General features: G+C 38.9%; 21 protein-coding genes and 1 tRNA gene. 18 read left to right on the forward strand and 4 right to left on the reverse strand.

The window, feature by feature from the left end; genetic code table 11:
* Entirely contained in the window at nucleotides 1-1,743 is a 1,743-nt protein-coding gene (locus B4Z47_RS19055) for a RagB/SusD family nutrient uptake outer membrane protein (RefSeq protein WP_201303574.1), read from the forward strand.
* Nucleotides 1,744-1,770: 27 nt separating this feature from the next.
* A complete protein-coding gene (locus tag B4Z47_RS19060) occupies nucleotides 1,771-2,679 on the forward strand; it encodes a glycerophosphodiester phosphodiesterase family protein (RefSeq protein WP_115047401.1) in 909 nt (302 codons plus the stop codon).
* Between the two features lie 85 nt (nucleotides 2,680-2,764).
* On the opposite strand, the gene B4Z47_RS19065 is transcribed toward B4Z47_RS19060, so the two are convergent.
* Nucleotides 2,765-3,850: an SGNH/GDSL hydrolase family protein gene (locus tag B4Z47_RS19065; protein ID WP_115047402.1), complete on the reverse strand. Its 1,086-nt coding sequence runs from the start codon at nucleotides 3,848-3,850 to the stop codon at nucleotides 2,765-2,767.
* Nucleotides 3,851-4,087: 237 nt separating this feature from the next.
* The gene (locus B4Z47_RS19070) at nucleotides 4,088-4,936 is read right to left on the reverse strand and encodes a helix-turn-helix domain-containing protein (RefSeq protein ID WP_115047403.1); all 849 of its coding nucleotides are present in this window, start codon (nucleotides 4,934-4,936) and stop codon (nucleotides 4,088-4,090) included.
* A 199-nt stretch (nucleotides 4,937-5,135) separates the two neighbouring features.
* Between B4Z47_RS19070 and aroE the strand changes: the two genes are divergently transcribed.
* Nucleotides 5,136-5,921, forward strand: a complete 786-nt coding sequence (gene aroE / locus B4Z47_RS19075; RefSeq protein ID WP_201303573.1) for a shikimate dehydrogenase — start codon at nucleotides 5,136-5,138, stop codon at nucleotides 5,919-5,921.
* 639 nt (nucleotides 5,922-6,560) lie between these two features.
* Here aroE and B4Z47_RS19080 read toward each other — a convergent pair.
* Nucleotides 6,561-6,634, reverse strand: a tRNA-Ile gene (locus B4Z47_RS19080).
* 89 nt (nucleotides 6,635-6,723) lie between these two features.
* On the opposite strand from B4Z47_RS19080, the gene B4Z47_RS19085 reads away from it, so the two are divergent.
* The 8 genes from B4Z47_RS19085 (at nucleotide 6,724) to B4Z47_RS19120 (ending at nucleotide 14,406) form a co-directional block, all read left to right on the forward strand.
* Entirely contained in the window at nucleotides 6,724-7,356 is a 633-nt protein-coding gene (locus tag B4Z47_RS19085) for an HAD family hydrolase (protein ID WP_175441966.1), read from the forward strand.
* A 90-nt stretch (nucleotides 7,357-7,446) separates the two neighbouring features.
* Complete coding sequence (gene rpsU, locus B4Z47_RS19090) at nucleotides 7,447-7,641, forward strand: 30S ribosomal protein S21 (protein WP_046672133.1); 195 nt, start codon at nucleotides 7,447-7,449, stop codon at nucleotides 7,639-7,641.
* 101 nt (nucleotides 7,642-7,742) lie between these two features.
* Complete coding sequence (locus B4Z47_RS19095; RefSeq protein WP_070563761.1) at nucleotides 7,743-8,624, forward strand: tyrosine-type recombinase/integrase; 882 nt, start codon at nucleotides 7,743-7,745, stop codon at nucleotides 8,622-8,624.
* A gap of 14 nt (nucleotides 8,625-8,638) precedes the next feature.
* A complete protein-coding gene (hpf, locus tag B4Z47_RS19100; RefSeq protein ID WP_070563758.1) occupies nucleotides 8,639-8,998 on the forward strand; it encodes a ribosome hibernation-promoting factor, HPF/YfiA family in 360 nt (119 codons plus the stop codon).
* Between the two features lie 261 nt (nucleotides 8,999-9,259).
* Complete coding sequence (locus tag B4Z47_RS19105) at nucleotides 9,260-9,634, forward strand: DUF6686 family protein (protein ID WP_070563755.1); 375 nt, start codon at nucleotides 9,260-9,262, stop codon at nucleotides 9,632-9,634.
* Nucleotides 9,635-10,007: 373 nt separating this feature from the next.
* Complete coding sequence (locus B4Z47_RS19110; RefSeq protein ID WP_070563752.1) at nucleotides 10,008-10,535, forward strand: ferritin; 528 nt, start codon at nucleotides 10,008-10,010, stop codon at nucleotides 10,533-10,535.
* Between the two features lie 224 nt (nucleotides 10,536-10,759).
* Nucleotides 10,760-13,438: a TonB-dependent receptor gene (locus tag B4Z47_RS19115; protein ID WP_236560267.1), complete on the forward strand. Its 2,679-nt coding sequence runs from the start codon at nucleotides 10,760-10,762 to the stop codon at nucleotides 13,436-13,438.
* On the forward strand, nucleotides 13,435-14,406 hold the full coding sequence (locus B4Z47_RS19120) for an NAD(P)H-quinone oxidoreductase (protein ID WP_313396164.1): 972 nt from the start codon (nucleotides 13,435-13,437) through the stop codon (nucleotides 14,404-14,406). Before B4Z47_RS19115 ends, B4Z47_RS19120 begins: the two co-directional genes overlap by 4 nt.
* Here B4Z47_RS19120 and B4Z47_RS19125 read toward each other — a convergent pair.
* The gene (locus B4Z47_RS19125; RefSeq protein WP_070563746.1) at nucleotides 14,395-15,258 is read right to left on the reverse strand and encodes an AraC family transcriptional regulator; all 864 of its coding nucleotides are present in this window, start codon (nucleotides 15,256-15,258) and stop codon (nucleotides 14,395-14,397) included. The two genes, B4Z47_RS19120 and B4Z47_RS19125, sit on opposite strands and share 12 nt — an antisense overlap.
* A 144-nt stretch (nucleotides 15,259-15,402) precedes the next feature.
* Between B4Z47_RS19125 and fucP the strand changes: the two genes are divergently transcribed.
* From fucP to B4Z47_RS19160, 7 genes are read left to right on the forward strand one after another with little or no spacing between them, the layout of a single operon-like run.
* A complete protein-coding gene (fucP, locus tag B4Z47_RS19130) occupies nucleotides 15,403-16,668 on the forward strand; it encodes an L-fucose:H+ symporter permease (RefSeq protein WP_070563743.1) in 1,266 nt (421 codons plus the stop codon).
* Nucleotides 16,669-16,678: 10 nt separating this feature from the next.
* Complete coding sequence (locus tag B4Z47_RS19135; RefSeq protein ID WP_115047406.1) at nucleotides 16,679-17,011, forward strand: L-rhamnose mutarotase; 333 nt, start codon at nucleotides 16,679-16,681, stop codon at nucleotides 17,009-17,011.
* Nucleotides 17,012-17,013: 2 nt separating this feature from the next.
* Nucleotides 17,014-18,672 carry a UxaA family hydrolase gene (locus tag B4Z47_RS19140; protein ID WP_112375752.1) on the forward strand — a complete coding sequence of 553 codons (1,659 nt, stop codon included), beginning with the start codon at nucleotides 17,014-17,016 and terminating at the stop codon, nucleotides 18,670-18,672.
* A gap of 49 nt (nucleotides 18,673-18,721) precedes the next feature.
* Nucleotides 18,722-20,035 carry an alpha-L-fucosidase gene (locus B4Z47_RS19145; RefSeq protein WP_115049457.1) on the forward strand — a complete coding sequence of 438 codons (1,314 nt, stop codon included), beginning with the start codon at nucleotides 18,722-18,724 and terminating at the stop codon, nucleotides 20,033-20,035.
* A 2-nt stretch (nucleotides 20,036-20,037) separates the two neighbouring features.
* Nucleotides 20,038-20,802 (forward strand): SDR family NAD(P)-dependent oxidoreductase, encoded by a 765-nt coding sequence (locus B4Z47_RS19150; RefSeq protein ID WP_046672143.1) that lies wholly within the window; start codon nucleotides 20,038-20,040, stop codon nucleotides 20,800-20,802.
* Nucleotides 20,803-20,843: 41 nt separating this feature from the next.
* Entirely contained in the window at nucleotides 20,844-21,701 is an 858-nt protein-coding gene (locus B4Z47_RS19155) for a fumarylacetoacetate hydrolase family protein (protein WP_115047407.1), read from the forward strand.
* 25 nt (nucleotides 21,702-21,726) lie between these two features.
* Nucleotides 21,727-22,554, forward strand: a complete 828-nt coding sequence (locus tag B4Z47_RS19160; RefSeq protein WP_070563734.1) for an amidohydrolase family protein — start codon at nucleotides 21,727-21,729, stop codon at nucleotides 22,552-22,554.
* The last annotated feature ends 4 nt before the right edge of the window (nucleotides 22,555-22,558 follow it).

Genomic DNA, 22,558 nt, shown 5'->3' on the forward strand with positions numbered 1-22,558 from the left:
ATGATAACTATAACTATAACTAAAAGGGTAATTTTCGTGTTTGCTGTCCTATTGCTAATGGGCTGTAAAGATCAGCTTACACTAATGCCAGAGGATACGTTGAGTCCAAATAATTACTTTTCGAGTCGGGAAGAGCTGCGATTGTGGACGAATCAGTTTTACGGTCAATTGGATGAAGCGGATGAGCTGGCAGGTCAAAATGCTGACGATCATGTTGATAATTCTTTGGGAGCTTTGATTTTAGGACAACGTGATGCTGCAAGTGAAACTGGTTGGAACTGGTCACTTTTGCGGAGTATTAATTACTATTTACAAAATTCGTCCAATTGTGCTGATTTGGAAGCAAGAAAGCAGTATGATGGTGTAGCATATTTTATGCGGGCTTACTTCTACTTCAATAAAGTTAGGCGTTTTGGTGATGTACCCTGGTATGATCAAGTGCTGTCGTCTTCTGACGATGAGCTACTCTTTAAATTGAGAGATAACAGGACGCTTGTCATGGATTCAGTTATGGCAGATTTAGATAGAGCCATTGGTATGTTACCAATTGCCAAATCGGTATCAACTGTGACCCGTTGGACAGCTTTGGCATTGAAAACTAGAGCTGCTTTGTTTGAGGGTACGTATAGAAAATATCGGGGTATTGCTGAAGCTGATAAATATTTGTTGCAGGCAGTTCAAGCAGGCGATGAATTTATAACCAATAGCGGTTACACGCTTTATAAGGCTACATCAGGTATGAGTTATAGAGAGTTGTTTGTAAGTGATGATGCGATTGCGCAAGAGGTAATTTTGGCAAGGATATATAGTTCAACCGTTAACCTTATGCATGGTATACAGTTTAATATTATCAATAGTAAGCAGGGGATGACAAAACGTTTTATGAATCATTATCTCATGAAAGATGGTACCCGTTTTACGGAGCAGCAAGGATGGCAACAATTAACTTATAGTAATGAATTCGGCAATCGTGATCCACGGATGGCTCAGACCATCCTTCATCCAGGCTATAAACAGATTGGTAGCACGCAGGTTACTAAAAATCAATTAAGTTCTGCGACGGGATATCAGCCCATCAAGTTTGTTTCTTCATCGGCTTTTAGTGGCGCCTCAAAGGGAGTTAGTGATTTCCCATTATTTAGAGCTGCTGAAGTTTATCTCAATTTTGCAGAAGCAAAAGCTGAATTGGGAACACTGACACAAGGAGATCTAGATAAGTCAATCAATAAAATACGGGAACGTGCGGAAATGGCATCACTCCAATTAAACTGGGCTAATCAGTATCCCGATGAACTCCTATTAACTTACTATCCGCAGGTATCAAAAGACAATATGAAAGGTGTAATTTTAGAAATAAGGCGAGAACGAACGGTGGAACTTGTTATGGAAGGATTCAGGCAGTGGGATATTATCCGCTGGCACGAGGGGCAGCAGTTGGCCATGCCTTATTATGGCTGTTATTTCCCAGGCCCCGGCCGTTATGATATGGATAATGATGGTGTGGATGATCTTGTCTTATGGACAGGTGTCAAAGAATCAATAGCTAATGGAGTCAGCAAAGAAATTGGAGTAGACATCATTTTATCCCAGGGAACAAACGGATATGTTATAGCCTATCCCACAGTTAAAATTACTTGGAATGATAATCGCGATTATCTTTGGCCGATTCCCACAAGTGAACGGGTGCTCTCAGGTGGACGTCTGGTACAAAATCCAGGATGGGAAGATAGCTCAGGTTTTTAAGATTGTTCAAATTTAAAAGTTACTAAAATGGGAAAAGTGAAAAATATATTACTACTATTAGTTTTATTGTTAAATGGACTCGTTCAAGCACAAAACACAGTAGATAGAGCTCGTGTAATACGTCGGGCGCTATTGGAGCGAAATTCTGATCATGTTTTTGTAGTGACGCACCGAGGTGATTGGCGAAATTATCCCGAAAATTCTATTTCTGCTATAAAGAGTGCCATTCAAATGGGAGCGGATATTGTAGAGTTGGATGTACAGCGGACAAAAGACGGCGTGTTAATTCTGATGCATGACAAAACTTTAGATCGCACTACAACTGGCAGTGGTCTGGTAAAAGATACTGAATTTAATACTATTCAGACTATGTATCTGAAGAACGGAGCCGCTATTCGGACCAAAGAAAAAGTGCCGACATTAGAAGAAGCTTTGATTGTGTCAAAGGGTAAGGTTTTACTCAACTTAGATAAAGCTGACGATTATTTTGATGAAATATATGAATTACTAAAAAAAACAGGAATGTCGCATCAAATAATTATGAAGGGAAATCGATCAGCTACTGAAGTAAAAGAAAAATATGGTTCATACTTGACGGATATATTATATATGCCCATCGTTGATCTAGATAAGCCAAATGCCTTAACGAGTGTCGCTCAATTTTTAACAGAAATAAATCCGGTGGCGATTGAATTCGTGTTTTCTGATAAAAAAAACACAAAGGTTACTACCTTGCCGAAGCTTTTAGAAAATAAAAGTTTGATTTGGTACAACACACTTTGGGACACATTGTCAGGAGGGAATGATGATGATTCAGCATTAGCTAATCCGGATGCAATCTATGGTTATTTAATCAATCAATTGCATGCACGTATTATTCAAACCGATAGACCTATATTTTTGATTGATTATTTAAAAAAAATCGGAAAGCACTAATTGTAAAGACATTTTATAACAGATCTATGTGGATGCAAAAATGAGTGAAGCTTGTTTGGGTTTCACTTATTTTTGCATTTTGACTTTACTTCAATGCTTTTAAAATAGCTTTTTGGATAGTGTTAGCAATTCTTTTAAAACCTAAATCACTAAGGTGGACACCATCGGTAGTCGCTTCGTGGTCTGTTCCGATCAACTCGTCCGAGGAAATATAATAAATTTTCTTGACACCGTCTTTTACTAGCTTATCATATCCTTTTTTTGCGTTGTCGTTTTGTTGTTTCACACGCTTTCCAAGAACTAGGTCAAAATTTCCGTTTTCTCGAGATACAGTTTCCACCAGTATAATCGGAGTTGAGGGATTTTTTATCCTAACCTGTTTGATAAAAGGTATAATCCGTTCTTCAATTTCTTGTGGGCTTGGATTTGGGATACAATCTAGTACATAACAATCTGCCGGTACTGACGCTACATATTCGCCCACCTCTTTCTCCATTTTTGCACTTCCACTGAATCCGAGATTGATGACATCAACTCCTAGTTCTCGCTGTAAAATGGCAGGGTATGCCATACCCGGACGACTTGCAGAAGCCCCTTGCACTATACTTGAACCATAGATAACAATCCGTTTGTTTGGATCTATTTTTGGAGATCTTGGGATTGCAATATGCGCATGAGTAGATACTCCTACAGCTATCGATGTCGTGGTATTGTAAAGAGGTAAGTAAAGCATAAATTGTTTGAGACTGTTATCCATATTGTTGATTAATATATGCTCATTATTTGTGCTATCTTTCAGTGGTTTGCCTACATTTACGAATTGCCATTTCCCATCTTTTAGACAATATAAATCTAAACCACTATGACCAATAGGAGTCATATTTGCAGCATATCTAGCCGATTCAAGCTGCCATTTTGCTGCAATGAACCGGGAATCAGTTTCAAATAAGAATGCGATTCCAGCACTATTTTTTGCTAACTTTTGGACAGCGCTTGGTAGATCAATTTTTTCGTCATTGGGTATACGTTCATAAATTGGTGAAGATTTCTTTGCTTTGCCAATGATTTGAAGTTCAGAGGCAGGGATATATTTAATGTTTTCTTGAGCTTGTAAAGAATAGAATAGCAGGAGACTTGAGATAGAGCTCAATAAAGGTTTTATGTAATGCATTGTAGATTTTTCTTCTCTAAAAATAGTTTTTTTTGTCCGTTTGAGTATTTGTTTTAGGTTAAGTTTTAATGAATAAAATGTAAATTTTTAAAAATATCTGTTGATCAGACTTTAGAGGAATACGATAAATTCTTTTATAATTAATTACCGACTATTTTTCGATATGAAATCATGGAAATATATCTTAAAAGTGTTTTTTCGATGATTTTTTTGACAGTTAAAGGTTATTATAGATGCTTAAACTGTATTTTCAAGGTGTAAATTTCTATATACTTTTGGGGTCAGACCTATATGGTTTTTAAAAAATTTGTTTAAATGGCTTTCATCGGTAAAACCAAATTCATATACGATCTGCGATAGTGAAACGGTCGGAACAGTTAATCGAGTTTGAATTAAGTTTATGCGGTATTCGTTGACATAATTTCGATAACTTATACCAAACTTTTTTTTGAAATAATCACTGAAATAACTATTTGCAATAGAGAAGTGAGCGGCGATGTTTTTAATCTGAATAATTGACGGTTGGTAGATATGTTGATGTATGAAGGAAATGAGCTCTTCTTTACCGGGCTGACCATTGTCAATTCTTATATGAAGTTTAGCAGCAGCTTCGCTAATTAAGACTAAGATAGATCGTATCTGATAAAATATGAGCGCTGAACGAGAGATATCCTTCGAAAATTTGTACAATACTATATTCTCAATAATATTTCGAAGTATAGCATTGGGAGGTTCATCTATTTTTAATTTCACTTCCTTTAATAACTTATTCTTCATTATTCGGACAGGTTCATATAAATTGAAATTATCTACTGTATGCTGTGAGTGTTCTGACAGATATGCGTCTGTGAACTTTATAAATGTGAAGTGAGTACTTTTGTTTATCTCAAAATAATGTTCGTCTTCTGGACTTATTATAAACAGATCTCCTTCCCCATATTGAAACCTATTATTGTTCAGTAAATGAATGCCACTACCTTTGTGGATATAAACCAGTTCATAATAAGTATGGCTATGAAGGGGTAAATGAAAAGTCTTTTCTTCATAATCATGAATAACGAGTTGATCAAACTGTATTTTCTTCATTTTAAAAGTGCTTACGATAAAAATACAAAAAATACCTTTAAATATACCTGGGCGTGGCGCCGGTAATATGCAATCTTTGTAATAGAAGATTTATCATTTTGTATCAATTACTTTATTTCACATTTATGCAAGATAACATTGATTTTTTGCCTTTTATTACGGGCTCTTTTGCCAAACCAGCTTCTGAGATCCAACTGTAATGATGATTGAAGCAGCTTATAGATATCACAGTATCAACGCTCGTTATCTGAATTGCGAGGTTGAGCCTATGCATCTGGCAGATGCTATCAAAGGAGCAAAAGCCATGGGATGGATTGGTTTCAATTGTTCTATTCCACACAAAATAGCGGTCGTTCCATATCTTGATGAATTAGGAGGCTCTGCACGATTGATAGGTGCGGTTAATACTGTAGTTAGAAGGGGGAACCTTTGGATAGGTGAGAATACAGATGGAAAAGGATTTTTAAAAGCGCTAGAAATTATTGAAGATCCTAAGGACAAGTGTATTACAATATTTGGTGCTGGAGGCGCTGCTCGCGCAATTGCAGTTGAATTGGCGTTAGCGGGAGCCCATACAATTATTATTGTAAATAGGGACAAATCTAAAGGTGAAGAACTTGCCGATCTGATAAATAGTAATACTAAAACTAACGCGTTATTTAACTGTTGGGAAGGAAGGTATAAGATAAAATTATCAACGAATATTTTGATCAATGCAACTAGTGTAGGGCTGTTTCCCAATGTGGATCAAAAACTCGATATTGAATTTGATCTTATCGGAAAGGAGATGATTATCGCAGATGTTATACCCAATCCCCCAGATACTCATTTTATAAGAACCGCTCGAGAAAAGGGATGTAGCGTTTTAAATGGTCTTAGTATGCTCGTTAATCAAGGCAGAATAGCAATTAAATATTGGATGGATATGGACGTCGAGCCTTCTGTTATGCATTCAGCGTTGGCCAATGTTTTAAAAATACACTAATGATCAAATTTAAACGTGTAGAGCATATACTCATAAGTGTTCCTTTAGGCGGGCTAGCTTCAGCGCAAAGGTTTTATGCTGAGATATTGCGTTTGAATCAAATCCTTGGTAATCATCCCAGGGGGGCTATTTGGTTTGAAATCGGAGATATCCAGCTTCATATTCGTGAAGAAAAGTACCATCAAACAAATTCTGATATACATCCTGCGTTTGAAGTTTTCGACTTATCCCATGCTAAATTATTTTTGAAGAATCAGAATATAATCGTAAAATACTCGTCCAAGATAGATGGTCGAGAACGATTTTTTTTTCGAGATCCATTCGGAAATAGGTTTGAATTGATCGAATATCTAAGGTGCTAATATAGTGTAAACTTTACAGAAAAGGTATTATTTCCACATCGTAGGTACCATCTGATTTCTTGTGGTGTTCATAAACTTTTGCGCTGACGGTTGCTATAGTTTTTTCTTTAGCAGGTGAAAAATCCCGTTAGATATCTTTTTACGTGAAGTTCAATAAAAAACTATGCAAAACAGGCTGAAATGGTGTGATTCTCCTAGACCTTTACATCGTCGGAAAACGATGCGTAGAAACGAAAAAAGTCGCTTTTCTATATAGAAAAGCGACTTTTTTGTTCTGTGCTCCCACCTGGGCTCGAACCAGGGACCAAAAGATTATGAGTCTTCTACTCTAACCGACTGAGCTATAGGAGCAGGTCTTTTGTTTTGTCAATTTAAACAGCTGTTGTGCCGTTTTGACGATGCAATTATCGATATTTGTATTGATATTTCAAAATAATTCGATGGAAAAAATTAAAAATATTGTTCTTGATTATGGGAATGTGATCTTTATGATCGACTTTGTAAAATTGAAAGATGCTTTTACTCAGTTAGGTATAGAAAATGTTGATGCCGTATTTGGACATCATGGTCAAAGTGCACTTTTTGATAATTTTGATAAAGGAAAAATTGATTCGACGCAATTTCGTGAAGGGATAAGAGAATTAACCCAAAACCCAGCACTGACGGACGCACAGATTGATACGGCCTGGAACAGTTTACTGATCGGTGTACCACAGGGAAATCATGAGATTTTAGTCCAGTTGAAAGATCGATACCGTACCTTTTTGTTAAGTAACAACAATGCAATTCATTATGCCTATTGTATGAATGATATTCATGAGAAATATGGTGTTGCCGACAATGAAGGTTTTTTTGAAAAGACCTATTACTCTCATTTGGTAGGGATGCGCAAACCTGATGCGGAGATTTTTGAATTGGTTATGCAAGAGCAACAATTGGATCCGGCGGAGACTTTATTTATTGATGACAGCCCTCAACATCTAGCGACAGCAAAACAATTGGGTTGGCATACGGCATTGTGTACGAAGGAGAAACCGCTAAGAATTTTGTTGGAAGAATTCGAATTGCTATAAAAAATAATTTTGTTTTCCTTTTTAAAAATAAATAGCTTACCTTTGTCCCACTTTAAATTTAAAAGCGGCGAAAGGAGGTATATATAACGCATGATTATCGTAAATGTAAAAGAAGGAGAATCTTTAGATAGAGCATTGAAACGTTTCAAAAAGAAATTCGAAAAAACTGGAGTTTTAAGAGAGTTGCGTTCACGTCAAGCTTACGAAAAGAGATCTGTAACTCGTCGCATTCAAGTGAAAAAAGCGATTTACAAACAATCTTTGAATCAAGATGTAGCTAACTAATTGATTCGCTGAGAATTTTAAAATATAAAGGGAAAAGCAATGCTTTTCCCTTTTTTTTGTGCTTTTAAGTTTGTAATTTAAGCTATATAGCAAGGGAAAATATGTTGGAAAAGGAGTTTATTCGGTTTTTGCAGATTGAAAAAAGGTATTCAGAACATACGGTTATTGCCTATAAGCATGAGTTGGAGATGTTCCAGTCTTTTTTGGATCGTGAGGGACTGACTGTGCAGGATATCGTATACCGTGATTTACGTCATTATTTCGCGCAAATGGTAGAGTCCGGAAAAAATGCAAGTTCAGTCAACCGGAGTATGTCCTCCATGCGAACTTATTTTAAATTTTTGCAAAGAGAAGAGTGTATTGCGAAAAATCCCATGACGCTTATTAAAGCGTTAAAAACTGCTAAAAAATTACCGGTTGTTGTTGAAAAGGAAAAGCTGGTCCGTTTGTTGGATCAGATGGGGCAGGAGCAGGATGGGTTTGAATCCTGCCGCGATTATATGGTTATGGAATTGTTGTTCGGTACCGGGATTCGGTTGGCAGAATTGTTGAAAATTAAGGAGCAGGATATAGATTTTTTTAATAAAAATATTCTTATATTAGGTAAAAGGAACAAAGAACGCTTGGTTCCGATCAATAATCTTTTATTGAAAGAATTGAAAAACTATTTGCAACAAAAGGCGACGCAATTTGTTGATACTAATAACAGCTTACTAATCGTTACGAAAGAAGGAAAGCCAGCATATGCCAAGCTGATCTATGCTATTGTACATCGGCAATTGACGCTGATTTCTACTCAAGGTAAGAGAAGTCCTCATATTTTGAGACATACTTTCGCAACGGCCCTGTTGGACAACGGGGCGGATTTAAATGCAATTAAAGAGCTGCTGGGGCATGCAGGGCTTGCGGCAACACAAGTGTATACGCATAACTCAGCAGAACGATTGAAGTCAATTTATAAACAAGCTCATCCAAAAGCTTAAAAAAAGGAGGAAAAATGAACATTACTGTGCAATCCATTCGATTTACTGCTGATCAAAAGCTAATCGAGTTTATCAAAAAGAAAACAGGAAAATTGGAGCAGTTTTTGGATTCCATTATTGGTGGCGAATGCTACCTGCGATTGGAAAATGTCGATGATGAGGCAAATAAAATTTCAGAAATTAAATTAAATATCCCGGGAAGCCAGCTTTTTGCGAAAGGGCAAGCGAAGAGCTTTGAGGAGGCGACAGATATTGCTGTCGAATCCTTGCGTAGACAGATTAATAAACATAAAACAAAGACAAAAAATACAGTTATCAATGGACGTAATGAAGTTCTTACCCTAGAGGAAGAAGAAGAGGAAGAATACGATTAATAACTATTAAAATATAGATGTAAATGTAGGAGGTCAGTTATAGAAACTGGCCTCTTTTTTTGTACCGCTCTATTGTAATTGGTCCGTAAGAACCTAACGTGGATTTTCGGGGCTGTTGATCCATGTGAAATTAGGAAGGATTTATTTCCATTACTCGCTGAAAGGCTTATTTATATTAAATCAAAATAATCTTCTGTTTTACTTGGATTGATTATAAATAATATTTATTTTTGATCGATTTAAATGATAAGGGAAATAGAAATGTCAAAATTGGTTTGTCCGTTAGCACATGTTGAGGAAGTGTTTTCAACTATAGTAGGTACAGTTTATCAATGTAGCCGCAAAAATTGTTTCTGGTTGGAATATAATAATGAAACAACGTCTTTCTCGGTATCGGATTTTTTGAAATTTAAGAAACGTATCGATGGGATTGATGTTGAGCATATGCTTCATGATACAACACGCTCATCTGATTTTGAAATCATTATGCCTTTTCGTACAGAAAGATGTTTCATCTTAACTGTAGCGGATGTGCTCCAGTTGCGCGAATTATTAGATGGCGCTAAATTTATGATGGAATTGAATAGCGTTGTCAGAACTTGTTTGCAGGTTTCGCCATTTGCGGTTTTCGCTTAGGTAGTATATATAAACGAATTTAAAAAGCGGTGTACGTCTATGATGTACACCGCTTTTTGTTTTGTGGTGACCTTATTTAATTTTAATTTAAATAAGTCTCAATGGACTACCTTTTGTTTTTTGGTTGGCATTCCTGATTTTAAGTCCTTTCTGCCACTTATTGTTTTATTTGATGGCTTATTGAAAGTATCAATATTACGTATTTGTAATTGTATTGATTCTAAACAAGTTGTGGTTTGTTTGTCTAATTTAGACTGAATTTGTATTACATATTCTTGATACACATTTTGAATATCTGCTGTATCTTTGTGATGTAGTCAGGTGATCATGTGTTTCACTTGTTCATGTTTTAGAAATTAAACTTAAGGTAAATATGAAAGATTTATTGAAATTAAAATCTTCTTTGAAAGAAGAGATCGAAAATATATTGAATGCACAGATTAAAGTTGAAGCTCATTCTTCAGCATTATATTTGGCAATGTCTTCATGGTGTGATGATCAGGGTTTGGAAAATGCTTCCGAGTTTTTTGCGAAACAATCCAACGAAGAACGCGAGCACATGTTGAAGCTTTTCAATTATATTAACAACCGCGGTGGTCGTGCAATTTCTCCGGAAGTTACAGGTATTCCTCAAGATTTTGAATCATTCCGTGGTGTATTTGAGCAAACATTGGAACAAGAGATGTTTGTTACTGAACAATTCAATAATATTGCGGATAGATGTGCGAAGGAAAAAGACTACGTAACTTTTAACTTTGTTCAATGGTTCTTGGAAGAGCAAGTGGAGGAGGAGTTTGTTGCAAGACGTATTCTTGAATTATTCGATGTAATCGGTGAAGATGGTACTGGCCGTTGGGAAATTGATAAGCACCTCGTTAAGGTTACCTTTGCGGGTGAATAATAAATTGTAAAAAATAGTGTAAGAAACGAGCTGTTGAGAAAACAGCTCGTTTTTTTTATATACAAAATCACAACTTTTTACGTTAATAGCTTAAGAATTCTTATATTGAATTGTATTATTGCAAAGTCTATTTGATGGAACTAAAGGACGGGAATATTATCCGGTTAGTACTTTTTTTAGCTATAACGAACTTGTTTTTTTTACCCAAAACCACTTTAGGGCAGGTGTCAAAAAAAGAGGTTTATGGCATTGTTGTCGATACAGCTGGAAGGCCCCTAAATGGTGTAAGTGTTCACCTGACGAGTTCCCGCGATACCTTGTTCTCATCAACTTCCGCAACAGGTTATTTTCATTTTAATCGTGTACTGGGTAATGATATTCGTATTAGCTGTAGCCAGCTGGGCCTTAGTATCTTGGAACGTAGTTATCCCTTGTACAATAGCACGACAGCTAAATTGGATGTTGGAAAATTGACCATGTTTCCCCATGTATCCCTTTTAAAAGAAGTTGTTGTACTAAAATATAAACCCATTGTTTATAAGCAGGATACTGTTCAATTTAATCTGGATGCTTTTCAATTTGATCGTCGGGCACTCTTAGAAGAGGCTCTTAAGGCATTACCCAATATTCAGGTCTCGCGGGATGGTTCTGTCTACGCCTTCGGTAAGCCCATATCCTCTGTTAAGGTGGATGGTAAAAAATTCTTTGGTGGCGATGTGCTCACCGCCACACGCAATCTTCCTGCAGATTTTGTGAAAAGCGTTCAAGTTATTGATTTTTATGGTGACGAGGCGACGGCAAAAGGAATTAAAAGTGCTGAATCCGAAAAAGTTCTGAATATTGTGCTCAAAGATGATAAGAAGAAAATTACTTTTGGTCAAGCTACGCTTGGCGGTGGTTCGGTAGATCGTTACTTGGGGAGTGCTGGACTGAATCGTTTCAATGACGGTAAAGAGTACTCTGTTATCGCCTCGGTCAATAATACCAATACCAACCTTTTTTCTTTCGGTTCGCCCAATGGCGGGGAACGGGAGCGGGAAATGGGCGAGCTAGCGGATTTTGCGGACCCGACAGACGGCGTCAATAAAATCGGCTCTGTAGGTGGTAGTTTCTCTAGTCCGCTTTCTAAAACGGTAACAGCAAGCGGAAAATATAGCTTTACGCAACGTAATAATTATATCCAGGGAAATTCCTTATTACAATCGATATATGGGTATGGCAAAGCCGCGAATAATCTGATTAGTAATTTTGAAGATTACAAAATAAAATCAATCGATCGTATCCATAAAATGGACTGGGATTTTGATATGAAGCTGTCGCCCAAAGATCAGCTTAAAATATCGCCCAAACTATCTTGGACCAATTCGACCAGCAATACGTTAAAAGATAGAAGGATCCAAAATAATCGGTTAAGTAGTACGGGGAACTACGGCGCGGCCAATAGTACAGAAAGCCCTGCTGCGGCTTTAGATCTTTTTTACGTGCGAAGTTTTACTAAACCGGGGCGGAAAGTACTTTATACTTTGCATACGGATTTTAATTCCTTGGATAAAGATGAGGAAGTGCGCGATTTTAATAGAGCGATCGACAGCAGCTTGAAGGTGCCAAAAATAACGGAAACTTACCTGAATCAAATGGTCCGTTCCAGCAATGAGAATAAAAATATCCAAAGTCGCTTGTCGTTGGTGGAGCCCGTTGATTTAGGTGGTACCTTGGAGATCAATTACGATTTCGATTATACCAAAATTGATGCCCGTCGCTCTACTTTTGACAATAACAATAATTTTAACAACGGGCCCATACTGGTGGATTCACTTAGTTTGAAGTACGACTATTCTTTCGCAAGCAATAAAGTCGGCATGATTTACCGCCAAGACTTAAGCGAAAAAGTAAAGGTAAACTTCGGTTTTGCAGTTCAGCCGTCCGAATTAACGGGAAGTTCAACAGATAAACTGATAAAAACCTCCTATTCAAATGTTAATCTCGTGCCCTCTGCTGGATTGAAATGGAAGTTTACCAAAGAAGAGGATCTTTCTATGGACTATTATGGACGTAATAACCAGCCTAGTTTCTATCAGATACAGCCGGTGGTGGACAATACCAACACACAGAATATTGTGATCGGAAATAAGGATTTGAAATCTGAATTTGCACATAGTATTGTTTCAAAGTATCGCAAATCCATCACGCGGAGGGGACAATATCTGGAAGCCAGTCTTGCTTTTAACTTAGTAAATGATAAGATTGTAGCCAACCGGACAATTGAACCTAATTCAACGATACAGAAAACGACTTATCGCAATACAGAAGGCTACTATGATATTAAGAGCTATTATTTGTTTACAGCTTCTTTATTGTCGGATAATTTGCAGATGAGCTTAAATGGCAATGCAGATTATTACAACAATATTTCGTACGTCAATGATAAAAAGAGCTTTGGTGGACACTTTTTGTTTACACAAGCCCTTCAATTCCGCTATACCTGGAGTGATATTTTTGAAGCGGAATTAAATGGCAACTATTCGTTGAACAGGGCCACATTTGACTGGCCTGTACAAGATAATATCACGGCGCATTCTGGAATCGTTGGTTTGGGATCTAAAGCTTATTTGGGCAAACATTTTACCATGGGACTTGAACTTTCTCAAAAATTTAATGCGGGTTATTCGAGCTCATGGAACAATATTAATCCAACGATAATCAACGCCTATATGGAATATACTTTTGGAAGGAATAACTTGGGTATGTTGAGATTTCAGGGATTCGATCTAATGAATCAGAATACTGGAATTTCACGTGCCGTGGTGGGAAATGATATTTTAGACGTTCGAAACAATCGTTTGGCTCGTTATTTTATGCTTTCGCTCAATATAAGATTACAGAAATATCCCAAAAAATCATGATGAAAGCTGTCATTATTACTGAACCGGGCGGACCCGAAGTTTTGGAAGTCCGCGATGTGGAGATGCCGCAGATCGGTGAACTGGAAGTTTTAGTAGAAGTAAAGGCTGCAGGTGTAAATAGACCTGATGTTTTTCAGCGTAAAGGGAACTATCCGGCACCTGCCGGGGTGGATGCGCGGATACCTGGATTAGAAATAGCAGGGGTTATTGTCGCAAAGGGAACCGGGGTCGCTGACTGGAACATTGGTGATCGTGTATGTGCACTCGTAGCGGGTGGAGGTTATGCAAACTATGCTAAGGTCTATCAGGGACATTGTTTGCCTATTCCCGATCATTTAGATTTCGCGGAAGCAGCCTCGCTGCCTGAGACCGTATTTACAGTATGGGACAATGTCTTTCGAAGAGGGAATTTGCAGACCGGCGATCATTTTTTGGTACACGGTGGTGCTGGTGGGATTGGCAGTACGGCAATTCAGTTAGCGGCCTTGTTTGGTGCAGCAGTATATACGACAGTCAGCTCATCTGAAAAGGCTAGCTTTTGTAAATCATTGGGAGCAACCAAAACAATAAATTATAAAACGGAGGATTTTCTGGAGGCGCTGAAGCCTTTGGGGGTTGATGTTATTTTAGACAGTATTGGTGGTTCATATTTTGAGAAAAATATCAACCTTTTGAACCCCGATGGTCGTTTAGTATATATTAATGCGATGGAAAGCGCAATAGTCGAGTTAAACTTGCTCAAATTAATGCAGAAACGGATTGTTTTAACGGGAAGTACATTACGGGCGAGAGACCGTGAATTTAAGCAAGTGCTACGGGATGATATCTGGTCTCAGGTATGGCCGAAACTTAGCGCTGGCGATTTCAAACCGACCTTATACCGGGTGCTTCCTTTTGCCGAGGCTGCTGAAACCCATCGATTGATGGAAGATTCAAGCTTATTGGGTAAAATCGTCTTAAGTTTTTGATCGCTGAAAGCTGAGCGGCGTGGTGCCGGTTACATTTTTGAAGTATTTATGGAAGCTTGAAAAGTTTTGAAAACCTGATTCAAAGCAGATCTGCTTCACCGTCTGTTTGTTTTCTATTAATAAATTGCAAGCGGTTTTCACGCGCATTTCGATCAGAAATTGAAAGAGCGTTTTTCCGATCTGTGATTTGAAATAACGGCAGAAGGAATTTGGGGTCATTCCCGTGAGAGAGGCAAGTTCTTGCAGGCGTATCTGGTCGCGATAATTTTCACCGATATATTGCATGGCAATCTGCATACGGTTGGCATCCTGATCTTGCAGCTGGATGGTAAAAGTGGGGCTCGTTAACAGATCATGTTGTTCTTCGGCCGAAATATACTGTAATATTTCTAATAAATGAATAATACGTGGGGTACCTGTTGCTGCCAAGATAGCGTCAATTAATTGCGCAGTTTTTAGTCGGCTGCACTCCAATAATGAAATGCCTCTTTTGGAGACGCGAATAAGGTCTTTGATGGATTTATTTTCAGGTAAATTAATAAAATCATTTCCCCAAAAGTTCTCTTTAAAATGAAGCACACGAATATCTGCGCTTTCTGCTTCTTCCTCTTGAAGATAAATTTCGTCAAATAACCAATAATGAGGTAGGTTTGAACCCACAAGGGTGATATCGCCCGATTCAAAGCGCCGGACACTATCGCCAATAAATTGGGTGCCTGAGCCTTTGGCGAAATAAATTAATTCCAGTTCTTCGTGGTAATGCCAAAGATTATGGTACTGAGGTGTATTGTCTCTACGCGCGTTGAACGAATGCTCAAGATTGCTGTTTAAATGAAGCAGCTGTGCTTTCATAATTATGAAATATATGCAGTAAAGTTACATAATTCAGTTTAGCTATGGTAATATAGCTTAATAATTTGATAATATACTTGAATATTGTCTAGCATTTTTAAGCTTATTTTACATTAAATAACTACTTATAACCATTTGAAAAATATGACGAATAAAAAGAGTTACGCATTTGCCTTGATTTTGGTGACATCCTTGTTCTTTTTCTGGGGATTTATTCATAACCTTGATCCGATCTTAATTCCGCATTTGAGGAATGCGTTTAGTTTATCCCATTTCCAGGCTTCCTTAGTCGATTCGGCTGTATTTATCGCTTATTTTGTGATGGCGATTCCTGCTGGAATTATCATGAAAAAATATGGCTATAAAGCGGGTATTTTGATCGGATTGATCTTTTTTGCCATTGGCTGTTTTCTTTTTGTACCTGCGGCCAATACGATAAGTTATGTTTTCTTTTTGGGGGCATTGTTCGTTGTAGCCTGTGGTCTTACCATTCTGGAAACCGCTGCAAATCCGTATGTAGCGATTTTGGGAGATCCAGCTTCTTCGGCGCAACGGCTTAATTTTGCGCAGTCCTTTAATGGACTAGCAGCCTTTGTTGCTCCGATTTTTGGTGGAAAATTTATTTTATCCCATGAACCCAAATCACAGGAAGAACTGGCGCAAATGGCTGAGCAGGCAAAGATGGCGTATATTCAGTCGGAAACAGCTGCTGTGAAATTGCCTTATGTAGTATTGGGAATATTGATTTTATTGATCGCTGCCTTGTTTTTCTTTACCAAATTACCTGATATCAAAGATGCCGAGGAAGAAGGTAGAGCTGGTTTTTTCCACGCGTTGCGTCATAAAAATGTGCGTTGGGCCGTGGTGGCTCAATTTTTCTATGTGGGAGCGCAAGTCTGTATTTTAAGCTTCCTGGTATTGTATGCAACAGAAGCTGCGGGCATATCGGGTAAGGATGGGGCCGATTATGCTGGGTTTGCGGGATTGGCTTTTATGTTGGGCCGGTTTATCGGTACATTTTTTATGCGTTTTGTATCAGCATCCCAGCTTCTGATCATCTATTCCGCTATAGCGATCGTTCTATCCCTATTTGTCATCTTCGGATCAGGTATTCAGACCTTGTATGCATTGATCGGTATTGCATTCTTTATGTCTATTATGTTTCCGACGATATTCGCGTTTGGTGTACAAGGTATCGGTGCCGATACCAAATCTGCTTCCAGTTTGATCGTAATGTCTATTGTTGGTGGTGCTTTGTTACCTCCAATTTTGGGCTTTATCTCGGATAAAACAGGACATTTCCAGTATGGCTATTTTGTGCCATTGGTTTGTTTTATTGTTGTCTTATTGTTTGCTTTCCAAAATAGAAATGTCAGTATTGCAGAAACCGAAAATCTTAAATCACATTAATTAGTTAGTAATGAAAAGATATGTCATGGCTTTAGATCTTGTGGGCGATCCACAATTGATCAAGGAATATGAGGATTACCACCGTGAGGTTTGGCCGGAAATAAAACGTTCGATTCTGGATGCAGGTATTCTGCAGATGGAGATCTATCGTTTTGAAAATAGATTGTTTATGAACATGGAGGTGGGTGAAGACTTTTCATTTGAGAAAAAATCGGCTATGGATGCTGCCAATGAAAAAGTACAGGAATGGGAACAGCTGATGTGGAAATACCAGGCGGCCATTCCGGGGGCAAAGCCGGGAGAGAAATGGGTAATGATGACAAAAATATTTGAATTAGTATAATTATGGCTATACAGCGCTATTTACAGATCCATCCAATGGATAATGTCCTTGTTGCATTACAGGACTTGGCTGCGGGAACAACGATTGTTTTTGAAGGTAAGGAATTTACATTAAAGCAAGCTGTTGCTGCCAAACATAAATTCACCATCCAGCCAATGGAACAAGATACGGAGATATTGATGTATGGTGTTCTGGTAGGAAAATTGAATACTCCCCTAGCTGAAGGGGAACTCATTACCACTGAAAACTTGCGCCATGCGTCGGAAGATTTTAAAATGGGCAATCGCAAGACAGCCTGGACAAAACCTGATGTTTCTGCATTTAAAGATAAAACGTTCAATGGATTCCACCGTTCAAATGGGACTGTTGGAACGGCCAATTACTGGTTGGTTATTCCATTGGTTTTTTGCGAAAATAGAAATGTATTGACCCTGAAGGCTGCTTTTGAAGAAAAGTTAGGCTATAAAGTAAAAGCCAATAATTACGTGTCTGAGGTAGAAGATCTCATTAGCTTATATAAGTCTGGTGCTGATGTAAATGCGATTCTTAGTCAGGATCTACTTGCTAATTCGACTTCCAGTGAGCAGGAACGCCTGTTCAAAAATGTCGATGGAATCAAGTTTTTAAACCATGAAATGGGCTGCGGCGGAACCCGCATGGATTCGGATGCCTTATGTGGCCTTTTGGCTGGTTATATCACCCATCCGAATGTGGCGGGGGCAACGGTATTGAGTTTAGGATGTCAGCATGCGCAGGCTTCCATTCTGAAAGCTGAAATTGAAAAGCGAAGTCCAGGTTTTGATCGCCCACTGTATATTTTCGAACAACAGAAAGAAGGAACTGAAAAAGAGCTTATGCAAAAGGCGATTAAAGCAACTTTTGCAGGGATGATGCAAGCGGATAAAAATGAGCGCAAACCAGCCTCATTGGACAAATTGTGTATAGGTCTGGAATGTGGTGGTTCAGACGGATTTTCGGGCATCTCGGCCAATCCGGCGCTCGGATTTGTATCAGATATTTTGGTGACTTTAGGCGGATCGGTGATTCTGGCGGAGTTTCCTGAATTATGCGGCGTGGAACAGGAGTTGAGTGATCGTTGTATCGATGAGCCAACGGCGGAGCGTTTTATGTCGCTGATGCGTACTTACAACGCAAAAGCTGAAGCTGATGGTTCGGGATTCTATATGAATCCTTCTCCGGGCAATATTCGTGATGGTTTAATTACTGACGCAATTAAGTCTGCTGGGGCTGCCAAAAAAGGAGGAACATCACCTGTTGCAGCAGTGATTGATTATCCTGAATTGGCCAACGGTCCGGGGTTAAACTTATTATGTACGCCTGGTAATGATGTGGAAAGTACAACTGCAGAAGTGGCAGCAGGTGCTAATATTGTCTTGTTTACTACGGGGCTGGGTACCCCTACAGGTAACCCGATTGCACCTGTTGTGAAACTATCAACAAATACCAAGACTTTTGAGAAAATGCCCGATATCCTGGATTTGAACTGTGGTACCATTATCGAAGGTACAGAGACTATTGAGGAAGCCGCACACCGTATTTGGGATTATGTAATAGAGGTTGCTTCTGGTGAAGTGAAACCGAAGGCGGTGTTGTTGGGGCAAGACGATTTCATACCATGGCGTAGAGGTGTTTCTTTGTAGTTGGGTATAATGAGTTTATTGAAAATCCATGACAACTAATCATTTACATATGAAACTTAAACATGTAATCTGTGGTTTAGCCTTGCTGATGGGATCAGTATCCGCGAGCTATAGCCAGCAACATTATCAACCGAGTCCCGAAAATCTGAAAAATAGGGAGTGGTTTGAACAATCTCGGTTTGGTGTTTTTATCCATTGGGGGGTATATAGTGTGCTGGGGGATGGTGAGTGGGTCATGAACAACCAGAATATCAGTTTGGATGAATATGCATTGCTGCCTAAATTTTTCAATCCAATTTCCTTTAATGCGAAAGAATGGGCGAAGTTATTTAAACAGGCAGGGGCAAAGTATATCACCTTTACGACCAGACATCATGATGGATTTTCGATGTGGAACAGCCAGGTTTCGGACTATAATGTGGTGAAGAAATCTCCCTTCAAACGCGATATTGTGAAAGAGTTGGTGGAAGCTTGCCGTGCCGAAGGGATAAAAGTGATGTTCTACTATTCGCTTTTAGACTGGCACCGGGATGATTATCTGCCTGTTGGTAAAACGGGTGGTGGCATTGCGGGGCGCGATTCAACGAAAGGGGATTGGAATCATTATGTCCAGTTTATGAAAAGCCAATTAACGGAGCTGTTGAGCAACTACGGTGAGATCGATGGGATCTGGTTTGATGGTCATTGGGACAAGCCCAATGAAGATTGGCATTTCAAAGAAATCTATGAATTGATTCATACCTTACAGCCACAGTGCTTGGTGGGTAACAACCACCATCTGGCGCCATTTGAAGGGGAAGATTTTCAGATGTTCGAACGTGATTTACCTGGAGAGAATACTACTGGGTTCGGCACGAAAGTGCATGATGTTGGGAAACTACCGAAGGAAGTATGTGGAACAATTGCAGGATCTTGGGGATTTGAGCTGAAAGATCGGACACGAAAATCCTTTCAGGAAGTGCTGAAATACCTGGTCAAGGCAGCTAGTCATGGTTCCAATTTATTGCTCAATGTTGGCCCGATGCCAAACGGTGAGATTCAGGACTATCAACAGGAGCGCTTGAAAGAACTTGGAAAATGGCTATCGGTGTATGGTGAAACAATCTATGGAACAGCGGGTGGGGCGGTGTCACCAACAGACGATTATGCGTTGACAAAAAAAGGAAACCAAGTGTATCTACATGTGTTTAAAACGGATAAAAAGGAATTGTTGATTAATAACCTTCCTTATCAGGTGAAAAAAGTAAGCACATTTATCGGAAAGAAAGAGATTAAGTTTAGTTATAAGAACAATAGTCTACGCTTGGATTTGCCAACATCGACAGATGAAGCAGATTTGGTATTGACATTAACAATTAAATAACAATGGGAAAATTAGAACAAAAAGTAGCTGTAATTACCGGTGGTGGTAGTGGGATAGGCCGTGCGATCAGTCTGCAATTTGCTGCAGAAGGAGCAAAAGTTCATATTCTGGATTTGAATGAAGATGGCGGTAAGGCTGTAGTTGATGAGATCTTGGCTTTGGGTGGTCAGGCTGCATTTAATCGTTGTAATGTAACTGATCAACAAGAAATTACTGCTATAGCACAAAATATCGGAAAAATTGATATTTTAGTAAATAATGCTGGTATCGCTCATGTTGGTAATTTGGAAAATTGTCAATCAGAAGATTTTGAGCGTGTTTTTAATGTGAATGTTAAGGGAGCTTATAATGCATTGCATGCTATTGTGCCGATGATGAAGGCGCAGGGTTCGGGAGCAATCCTTAATTTAGCATCCATAGCTGCATGGGTTGGTATCACGGATCGTTTTGCGTATTCGATGAGCAAGGGGGCTATTTACGCGATGTCAATGTCTGTAGCACGGGATTACATGGCCTATGGTATTCGTTGCAATAGCATTTCGCCTGCACGTGTACATACCCCATTTGTGGATGGATTTATCGCAAAAAACTATCCTGGAAAAGAGGAAGAAATGTTTGAAAAACTATCAGCAAGCCAACCAATAGGCCGCATGGCGCAACCGGAAGAAATTGCCAAATTAGCACTTTTCTTGTGTAGTGACGATGCTGGATTTATTACTGGAAATGACTACCCTATTGACGGTGGTTTTATTAAATTGAATAATTAAAAAGCTAAAAATAAAATATCTATTATCTCAATACTATAAAAATGAAATTAATACGTTTTGGAGCTCAAGGCAAGGAGAAAATCGGTGTTCAGATCGATGGTGTAAATTACGATGTAAGCGCATTTGGTGGTGATTACAATGAACAATTCTTTGCAGAGAATGGTGTAGCCCGTTTAGAAGAATTTGTGAAGGCAAATGAAGGTAAGTTGATTGAAGTTCCTCAAGGCGAACGTATCGGAGCACCTTTTGCCCGCCCATCCAAAATTGTTTGTATTGGATTGAACTATTTAGACCATGCCAAGGAAACAAATGCACCAATTCCTGCTGAACCGATCATCTTTATGAAATCGACCACTTCGTTGGTAGGTCCATACGATAATGTGATGATTCCGAAAGATTCTGTAAAAACAGATTGGGAGGTGGAATTCTGTATTGTGATCGGTAAAAAAGCTTCTTATATAGAAGAGCATGAAGCCTTAGATTATGTGGTCGGTTATGTATTGCACAACGATGTTTCCGAACGTGAGTATCAGCTGGAACGTGGCGGTACTTGGGATAAAGGAAAAGGATGTGATACGTTTGCACCGATGGGACCTTTCATGGCGACAAAAGAAGAAATCAAAGATATCAACAATGTGCGTCTATGGTTGAAGGTAAACGGAAAAACCTACCAAGATGGTAATACCAAGGATTTAATCTTTTCGGTGGCGCATGTAGTATCCTATGTGTCTAAATTTATGACTTTGTTGCCAGGAGACGTGATATCAACAGGTACTCCGGCAGGTGTTGGCTTAGGATTTAACCCACCGATTTATTTGAAGCCTGGCGATGTGATCGAGTTAGGAGCAGATGGTCTTGGAGAGTCCCGTCAGACTGTGGTAGCGTATTCAAAAAATTAATTGCTCATTAGGTTTTCTTTTCATTATGCGTATAGATACCCATCAGCATTTCTGGAAATTCGATCCAATTAGAGATAGTTGGATTACCGAAGAAATGCAAGTCATCAGACGTGATTTCACCCCTTTGGATATTCAATTTGTGCTTGAACGAAATGGATTTGGAGGGAGTGTTGCTGTTCAGGCGGATCAATCCAACGAAGAGACTGCTTATTTGGTTCAGCTGGCTAGTGATTATCCTTTTATTAAAGGCGTAGTGGGCTGGATTGATCTTCAAGCAGCGGATATTCGACAACAGTTGGATGGCTATCAATCAGCTACGGTCATCAAAGGATTTCGTCATATTGTTGAAGGAGAAGCTGACCCTGATTTTCTCATTCGCCCTGCGGTATTAAACGGGCTGAAGGCCTTAGCAGATTATGGTTATACGTATGATCTGCTCATCCGTCCACGACATTATGCGGCAACGTTGGATTGTGTGCAGCAAAATCCAAATCTTCAATTTGTATTGGATCATATTGCCAAACCGCCGATCAAGTCGAAAGCATTTGATGAGTGGGCGGCGTTTATCGATGCGCTATCTGCCTTTCCAAATGTCGTATGTAAAGTTTCGGGACTTGCAACAGAGGCCGATTGGGAAGGATGGAAACTTGATGATTTTAAGCAATATCTGGAGCATATCTTTGCGCGTTTTGGAAAGGAGCGCATTATGTACGGGTCAGATTGGCCGGTATGTCTATTGGCGGCATCCTACGAAGAAAGTATTGCCATCGTTGAGGATAAATTAGGGCAATTTACGGCTGAAGAGAAGAACGCATTTTGGGCAGAGAACGCAATACGCGTGTATAATCTTTAAAAGG

This window comes from Sphingobacterium sp. UBA2610, assembly GCF_002339225.1.
Taxonomy (GTDB): domain Bacteria; phylum Bacteroidota; class Bacteroidia; order Sphingobacteriales; family Sphingobacteriaceae; genus Sphingobacterium; species Sphingobacterium multivorum.